Raw genomic sequence first — 7,927 nt, 5'->3', positions numbered from 1 at the left:
CCGCTGAGTGACCCGGAGACGGAAATCCTGGAACTGTGGGTGGATCAGGGGGCCAGGAACAACTGAGCCCGCGCCCGGCGCACAGGCCCGAGAATCTCGCCAGAAACCCTTTCGTTGAGGCTGTCAAAGCCCGTCTTATGGCATAAGGCGATTGCCGGAAAATGGCATACCAGATTGCGCCGGATTTTCGTTCGTCATCACGGCGCGACAACAGGCGCATAGTTGAATTATGTCACTGTTGTCGCAACACGGATGACGGACGAAAAGACAAGCAGGATGGTATGTCATTTGACAGAAATCGCCTAAGTCACGATCTCACCCGCCGTTCGTTCACGGCGAACCGTGGACGATTGCACCTAAGTATTCCTCCCCATGGACCTCTTACCCGAGAGTCCGACCCGCCCGCATCGGCGGGTAACCCCACCATGAAACGGGGCCTTCGGGAAGGGATACTCGAGACCTTCGAAAACCTGGAGCGGATTGCCAGCCTCGATGCGCGAATGGCCGAGCAATCGCTCATGGCGTACGGCATGACGAAACACTGAGCGGCACGACGGGACCCGCCCTCCGGGTCCCCTTTCAACGGCCCCGATCCGGCAGCGCTGTCCCCACTTCCCCGCCCGGCGCCCGATCCGGTTGCGCCTGGAAAACGACACCTCGATTTACTATCCTTGTCGCAGGCACGTCCGGGCGGCGGGTAAACGTACCTTGCGGAATCCTCCTGTGCGACAATGCACCCGATCGCGGGTCGGTGATCCGAAATGCGGACAGGGAACCGCAAACGCGACTTTGCGATCAGGAGTCGCCTGGCACATGGCATACACGGTATGTGGCCGTTCCGAGACACATCAGTCACCTCCCCTTTTTCGAGGCGAATCCCCATGCGTGGATACCGACGTTTGCGCCTATTCCTTCCCGCCGGACCGGCCTGTTCGTCGCTGCCGCTGATTTCCGCGATTCTTCTTCTGGCGCTGGAGGGTTGTTCCGTCAAACAGATGGGCGTTCGCGCCTCCCTGCCCATGCTGGAAGACGGCGTGGAGGCCATGAATCGTGAATCCGATCTCGAGCTCGCGCGCGATGCGATGCCGGCGAATCTGAAAATGCTGGAGGGGATGACCTACAGCGACCCCGGCAACGATGCGCTCAGGATCCAGGTCGCTCAGGGATTCCACGGCTATGCCTTCGCGTTCGTCGAACCCGAGGACCCCGCACGTGCCGAGGCTCTCTATACCCGATGTCGTGATCACGCCGCCGCGACGCTGAAACCCGATGCGCTCAGGGACGGGTACCTCTCGATGCCGCTCGACCAGCTTCGGTCCCTGCTCCAGAAGACCGATGAATCCGACGTGCCGGGGTTGTTCTGGACGGCCACCTGCTGGGGGCGATGGATCAATCTGAATCTCGACGATGTCGAGAATGTGGCCCAGCTCGGCAGGGCGGCCGCGATGATGGAACGTGTGCTCGAACTGGACGAGACCTATTTCTATGCAGGGCCTCACATGTTCTTCGGGGTCTACTACGGCGCGCGTTCCCCGATGCTGGGCGGGAACTTCTCGAAGTCAGAACAGCACTTCGACAGGGCGCGCGAACTGACCGGTGGCAGGATCCTGATGGTCGACGTGATCGAGGCGCAGTACCTGGACCGCCAGCGACTGGATCAGGAGGCGTTTCACAAGCGGCTGACCTCGGTCGTCAATGCCCCGGACGACCTGCTGCCAGAAGCCGCCCTGATCAACCGGATCGCCAAGGAACAGGCCGCCTCACTGCTGGAGATGGAACAGGAATGGTTCTGAAACTCGCCGCGCAGAAGCTCGTCCGCGCCCTCGCCCTGATCGCGCCGCTGCTGGCCGCGACGGCGGCGTACGCCGACCCGACGTACACACTGAAGTTCGCCACCCTCACCCCGCAGGGCACCGAGCCCATGAACATCATGGAGCAGTGGGGACGAACCGTGGAAGAGCGCAGTGGCGGAAGACTGGTCTTCCGGTTCTACCCCGGCGGCACCCAGGGGGACGAGCCGGAGGTACTCAAGAAGATGCGGTTCGGGCAGATCCAGGGCGGCGGGTTTACCGGCTACGGCATCGGCCGCATCTATTCCGCGGCCAGGATCATGGAGTTCCCCTTCCTGTTTCGAAACCACGAGGAGGTCGACGAGGTCCGGGCGAAATACATGCCGAGCTTCGAGCGCGGATTCCAGAAAAGGGGCTACGAGCTGCTCGGCTGGTCCGAGGTGGGCGACATCCACTTCTTCTCCAGTGAGCCGATCCGTTCCCTCGAGGACCTCGAGAAACGCCGAATCTGGTTGTGGCAGGGGGACCCGCTCAGCCAGTCCTGGTTCGACGCCGCCGACCTGTCCCCGATCTCCCTCTCCATCACCGATGTCTACACCAGCCTGTCGACCGGGATGATCGACACCGTCTATGCCACGCCCCTGGTCGCCATGGCCCTGCAGTGGTATACGAAGACCAGGTACATGACCAACGTACCCATGGCCAACGGCATTGGCGCCCTGGTCGTGTCGCGCCACTTCTTCGACCGCCTTCCCCCCGACCTGCAGGCCTTGCTGCGTGAGACAGGCAGGGAGACCGGAGAGAAGCTGACCGCGGTAACGCGCGACGACAACCGCAAGAGCCTGGCGCTGCTCAGGAAAGAGGGACTCGATTTCGTGTTGAATCCCGACGATGTGGACGCCGGTGAGGTCCAGGAACTGAGCGAGAAGGCGGCGGCGCGGCTCGCCAGAATTCACTATATCCCCAAACCGCTGTTCGACCAGACCCGCGAACTGCTGCGCGAGATACGTGAGAGGTCATCCACGGGTAACCATCTGGGCTCATAGGCCCCGACGGTCCCGACATGCTCCCACGGTTACAGCAGTTCCTCACCCGCCTGGAAACCGTGCTGGTCGGGATCTGCATCGTCCTGTTGCTGGGAATCACGCTGGGGCAGATCGTGGCACGCAATTTCTTCGACACCGGGATTCCCGCCGCGGATTCCCTGTCGAGACTGCTCCTGCTCTACATCACCTTCCTGGGCGCCGCCCTGGCCATCTGCAGCGACCGGCACATCAAGGTCGACGTCATCGCGCACTGGCTACCCCGGACCTGGCGAGACCGCCTGTACCGGCCCCTGTTTTCCGTCGGCGCCGTCGTCTGCCTCCTGTTTACCATTGCCGCGGTGAGGTTCTGGCTGGACGCCTGGGAGTTCGCCCTGGATCACGAACGCTGGCTCGTCATACTCGATGCCGGCCTGCCGGTCGGATTCGCGCTGCTCACCCTTCACTTTCTCTGCTGTGTGACATGCGGGCCGCACCGGCGGCCCCAGATCGCCTGCACGACATGATAGCCGCACTGATCCCGGTGCTGATCCTGCTGGCCGTACTCGGCCTGCCGCTGTTCGTCGTCCTGGGGGCAGGCGCCCTGATCGCGAGTCGCGCCGGCGGGATGGATCCGGCGATCCTGATCATCGAGCTCAACCGGATCTCCTCCTCACCAAACCTGATCGCGATCCCGCTGTTCACCTTCGCCGGCGTCGTCCTGTCGCAGGGCGGGTCGCCACATCGTCTCATCCGGTTCTTCAACGCGGCGCTCGGTTGGCTGCCCGGCGGTCTGGGCAGCGTCGCGCTCACCGTCTGCGCCTTCTTCACTGCGTTCTCCGGGGCGTCGGGGGTGACCATCCTGGCGCTGGGGGGCATGCTCTATCCCATGTTGCGTGAGGCGGGCTACGGGGAGCTGTTCACCTGCGGCCTGCTGACCTCTTCGGGTTCGCTGGGCATCCTGTTCGCACCCAGCCTGGCCATACTGGTCTACGGGATCGTCGCCGGCGTCAATATCGACGAGCTGTTCCTCTCCGCCTGGGTGCCGGGCATCATCCTGCTGTTCATGCTGTACGCCTACAGCCTTTATTCCGGGACCCGATTCCATCTCCCGCACCAAGCCTTCGAATGGAAACAGATCTGGCCCGCTTTCCGTGGCAGCTTTCTGGACCTCCTGTTGCCCTTCGGGATTATCGCCGGCATCTTCGGCGGCTTCGTCACCGTCGGCGAGATATCGGCCTGTACCGCGGCCTATGTGCTGATCCTGGAGGTGGCGATCTACCGTACCGTCAATCTGCGCCGCCAGTTCATCCGGCTGGTCAACGAGACCGCCATCCTGGTAGGCAGCCTGCTCATCATCCTCGGCATTGCGATGGGTCTGACCAACCTGCTGATCGACGCGCAGATCCCCATGCGGCTGCTCTCCTGGGTGGAGTTGAACGTCGGCGACCAGTTGCAGTTCCTCCTGCTGCTCAACGTCTTCCTGCTCATGGTCGGGGCCATGATGGACATCTTCTCCGCCGTCATCGTCGTCACACCCCTGATCCTGCCGATTGCACTGCACTTCGGTGTCGATCCCGTGCACCTCGGTGTCATCGTCCTGGCCAACCTGGAGATCGGCTATACCACTCCTCCGGTCGGCATCAATCTGTTTATCGCCTCCCAGCGCTTCAGCAAACCCGTCCTGACCCTGTTCCGAGCCAGCGTACCGTTCCTGACCATCATGCTGGTCTGGCTGCTGATCGTCACCTACCTGCCACAGGTGTCGCTGTGGTGGCGCGATCTGAGCGATTAGGCGATTGCCATTCGCAAGACCGGAATCACACGAACAGAAAAAAGGGCCGAGTTTCCACGGCCCTTCACCCAACAACTCAGTTTCTTCTTGTTGGAACGGATCAGAACAGGACCGAGATCCCCATGTCGACCGAGGTCTGGTACATCGAGATGGAGCCCGGCACGTTCGTTCCTGAGCCCGCGGGTCCGCCGAACGCGGTGGCGTCGGTGCTGACCTCATCCTTGAAGGCCCACATCCAGCCCAGGTTCAATTCCGCATAGTCCGTCGGCCTGAACGACGCCCCCAGCGTCAGGTGCCACTGAACGGTGGCCGGCGCCAGGATGTTGAACAGCACCTGACTTTCCGGGATCGGCTGGTCATTGTAGGCAAGACCGCCGCGAAAGGTCCAGCCCTTGCCGAACAGCGTGGTGTCGTACGCGGTGCCGATCCGGAAGACGTTGATGTCCTGCCAGCCAAACCCGAACCCGTCGTCGTTGCCGAGGTTCTGAGTGGGAAGATTGCCGCTGAGCCCCAGGCCGGGACCCGGGTTGGATATCGCGGCCACGCCCTCGTAGAAGATGTGCTGGTAGTCGAAGGTCAGCAGCAGGTTGGGCGTCGCGTTCCAGCCGATCCCGGCGGTGATGTTCGCCGGGATGTCGAGATCGCCCTGTTCGGCGAACAGCTCGCTGTATTTCTCGTACTTGTTCATGTAGACCTTGGTCGCGCCCGCCAGGGCCAGCGAGACGGTCGGCGTGACCTTGGCCTGGATGCCGCCGCGGAAACCCAAGCCCCAGCGCATGTCGTCACCGCTGTCGGTCAGATCCGGGGACAACCCGGGGTAGTTCGACGACCCCTGGGGAACCGCCTGCGGGAATCCACTGCCGCCGGGTTGACACCCTGCATTCCCCTGCTGCGCGGTGGTGGTGAAGCACTGGAAGTCTCCCAGGCCGTTGACCTCGACCTTCTGCATCGCGATGATCGGCCCGCCACCGATGGAGTACTTGTCGTCCCACTTGAAGGCCGCAGAGGGGATAATCATGAGTTGTTGCAGGTCGATGCTCAGGATGCCCGTATCGGGAACACCTGTCCCGATCCCATTATCGAACACCTGTTTTGCCGCGGCCGGACCAAATTGTTGCGCGGCGCCCAGGACAGCCGCGGTCTTGTCGTAGATATTGGTCCCGTAGGTGGCGTTCATGCCGCCGTTGCCGAAGAAGGTGAGGCCGACGTTCCACTGGTCGTTGATCTGCCAGTTGAGGCCACCGGCAGGGATCATGAAGATCCGGTCGGAACTGTTGTCGGAAACGACGCCGCCGCCGAAGTTGGAGCTGTCCAGCTCGGCCTCGCGGATCGGGACGAAGGACCGCACACCGAGATCGGCCCGGCTGCCCACGAAGGCCATGCCCGCGGGATTGACCGCCGCCGCGACGGCGGACTGCGGCGCCGCGGAAGTGGCACCCGCCATGCCCATCTCCTTGGTACCATAACCGAGTGCGAAGTACCCTGTCGTGGCATGGGAGGCCATCGGCAAGGCCATCATCGCACCCAGCACAGCCCCCGACAGGACGTGTCGTCTGAATTGAATCATTCTCTTGTCTCCCTGAAACGTGGCACGCACTGGGAATGTGCGTCTGTTGAGTATTTAACACATATCGTCGGAAATACAACATGATGAGCCAAAAGAATACAATTGGCTTGATCGTCATCAGTTTCTTGTTCTCATTTTTGCTCGCCCCCGTCAGGACGGGGGCCTCCCGTGCGGGTTTGCACGGAGAAGTCTAACTGCGGGCCGCGTGCAGGGTCGGGAAGAACCCCTGCTCGAGGGGACGAGAAAACTTGTCGGCGGCTACCGGAATCGGTTGGCTGGAGATTGGATGTTGCCTTCAGGCAACGGGTATGCGCCGGTCTTCAGATTTCGGGGAGGTACAGGATCGGGCAGGGGCATCCGGCCAGCAGCCGTTCCCGCGGAGAGCACGTCAGCGCGCCCAGCAGGGGTGCATGCTTGCGACAGACCAGGACGATCAGATCGGCCTCGAGCTGGCGGTATTTCTTGAGGATGGTCTCGACCGTCGGCCCTTCGACCAGGAGCGCACAGGCGTCGATCCCCCTGACGCGCAGACACTGCGCCAGTTGCTGGAGGTGCTGGTGCTCATGGTGGAGTTCGGAGGCCGAGCCCTCACGCAAGCTCTTGCGATCGAGGTTGAACGGTGCGGGGCGCGGTTCCGGCACGACATGGACGAGCCAGACCCTGCTGGATAAGGCGCGAGCCAGTTCGACGACATGTTGCATCGACGGCGAACCCGTCGTCGTGGACTCACAATCGTCGATGGCGACCAGTAGTTTCTTCACTCGCCCGTTCCCCTTACCTGCCCGTTTTCGCCAGTGAGGCGTTGCTTGCGGTTTTTCTGTGCATGTCTTATCACAGATGGGTGTGCTCCCCCTTGCAGAATAGCCGCGACCCATGCAGGAATCCATGGCCTATCGTGAGGCGACGCGATATGGAAGGGCCTCGCGCCACTGTGTCGGAATCTCGCACGCTGTCGCTCAGACGCTGCGCCACCTGTGCAAGCACGTCTCCGGACCCATTCAGGCAGCCTTGCCACTGACGATGCGAACGTCCCGCTGCGGAAACGGGATCCAGACACCGTTCTCGTCGAAGCTGGCCTTGACCTTCTCCAGCAGCTCGGCTCGCACGGCCCAGTAGCCCTCGCTCTTCACCCAGGGTCAGAGGACCTGATCTCGGCCCCGCGGTCTTCTTGTAAGGGTCTGGCGAAAAACCTCGGGAATTCAATCGGAAGCAAGCCAACCGCGGCGATTCTGCCGAGCAGCCTTTAGCGGAGGCTTGGATTTTGCGAAGATACCGGTTTCGGTGCGCCGGGTGCGCCGAGCCTCAAGATTGTCCTGCCGAAAGGGCCGAAGCCGATAAGGGCTATTATGGTCTCGACAGCCTGTTGCTGCTACTGGCCTTCATGGCGCTGGCGCGCCTCGAATCGATCGCGTCGCTACGCGACAGCGCCCCGGGCGAGTGAGGCAATCTGCTGGGCCTGGACCGCTTGGTCGATTATCGAACCGATCGTCGACCCCGATTATCGCCACCTCGACGGACAGGTGCGCTCGGCCACCGGCAAGCTCACCCGGCGCCCGGCCAGATTCGCCGCCATGACCCTCGAGGAGCCCATCGAACCCAAGCATGTCGAGCCGTTCGTGCGGCACAAGGCGGCGCTGCAAGAGGAGATCGAGACCCTGCAACACGAGCTCGAGACGCTCAAGGCCAGGCGCAAGCAAACGCCCCACCACATCACCGTCGATGAGCTGCCCGAGGAGGCGCGTCGAGTCCTACG

The 7,927-nt window shown here is 62.4% G+C and carries 8 protein-coding genes; 5 read left to right on the top strand and 3 right to left on the bottom strand.

Annotated features, from left to right (window positions below):
* Positions 1-881 precede the first annotated feature (881 nt).
* The 4 genes from LJE91_07850 to LJE91_07835 are packed head-to-tail and all read left to right on the top strand — an operon-like array spanning position 882 to position 4,607.
* Positions 882-1,793 carry a TRAP transporter TatT component family protein gene (locus tag LJE91_07850; protein ID MCG6868629.1) on the top strand — a complete coding sequence of 304 codons (912 nt, stop codon included), beginning with the start codon at positions 882-884 and terminating at the stop codon, positions 1,791-1,793.
* On the top strand, positions 1,784-2,836 hold the full coding sequence (gene dctP / locus LJE91_07845; protein ID MCG6868628.1) for a TRAP transporter substrate-binding protein DctP: 1,053 nt from the start codon (positions 1,784-1,786) through the stop codon (positions 2,834-2,836). The genes LJE91_07850 and dctP overlap by 10 nt, the downstream gene beginning before the upstream one ends.
* Before the next feature lie 17 nt (positions 2,837-2,853).
* The gene (locus LJE91_07840) at positions 2,854-3,339 is read left to right on the top strand and encodes a TRAP transporter small permease subunit (protein MCG6868627.1); all 486 of its coding nucleotides are present in this window, start codon (positions 2,854-2,856) and stop codon (positions 3,337-3,339) included.
* Positions 3,336-4,607 (top strand): TRAP transporter large permease subunit, encoded by a 1,272-nt coding sequence (locus tag LJE91_07835; protein MCG6868626.1) that lies wholly within the window; start codon positions 3,336-3,338, stop codon positions 4,605-4,607. Before LJE91_07840 ends, LJE91_07835 begins: the two co-directional genes overlap by 4 nt.
* A 100-nt stretch (positions 4,608-4,707) precedes the next feature.
* Here LJE91_07835 and LJE91_07830 read toward each other — a convergent pair whose 3' ends face one another.
* The 3 genes from LJE91_07830 to LJE91_07820 form a co-directional block, all read right to left on the bottom strand.
* Positions 4,708-6,174, bottom strand: a complete 1,467-nt coding sequence (locus tag LJE91_07830) for an outer membrane protein transport protein (protein ID MCG6868625.1) — start codon at positions 6,172-6,174, stop codon at positions 4,708-4,710.
* 320 nt (positions 6,175-6,494) lie between these two features.
* Positions 6,495-6,935, bottom strand: a complete 441-nt coding sequence (locus LJE91_07825) for a universal stress protein (protein MCG6868624.1) — start codon at positions 6,933-6,935, stop codon at positions 6,495-6,497.
* Positions 6,936-7,172: 237 nt separating this feature from the next.
* Positions 7,173-7,304, bottom strand: coding sequence for a mechanosensitive ion channel family protein (locus LJE91_07820; protein ID MCG6868623.1), 132 nt, complete (start codon positions 7,302-7,304; stop codon positions 7,173-7,175).
* Between the two features lie 216 nt (positions 7,305-7,520).
* Between LJE91_07820 and LJE91_07815 the strand changes: the two genes are divergently transcribed.
* Positions 7,521-7,927 (top strand): hypothetical protein (locus tag LJE91_07815; protein MCG6868622.1); only part of this gene is annotated, 407 nt, incomplete at its 3' end.

This window comes from Gammaproteobacteria bacterium (genome assembly GCA_022340215.1).
GTDB lineage: Bacteria > Pseudomonadota > Gammaproteobacteria > JAJDOJ01 > JAJDOJ01 > JAJDOJ01.
This window is presented reverse-complemented; position numbering and strand designations above follow the sequence as displayed.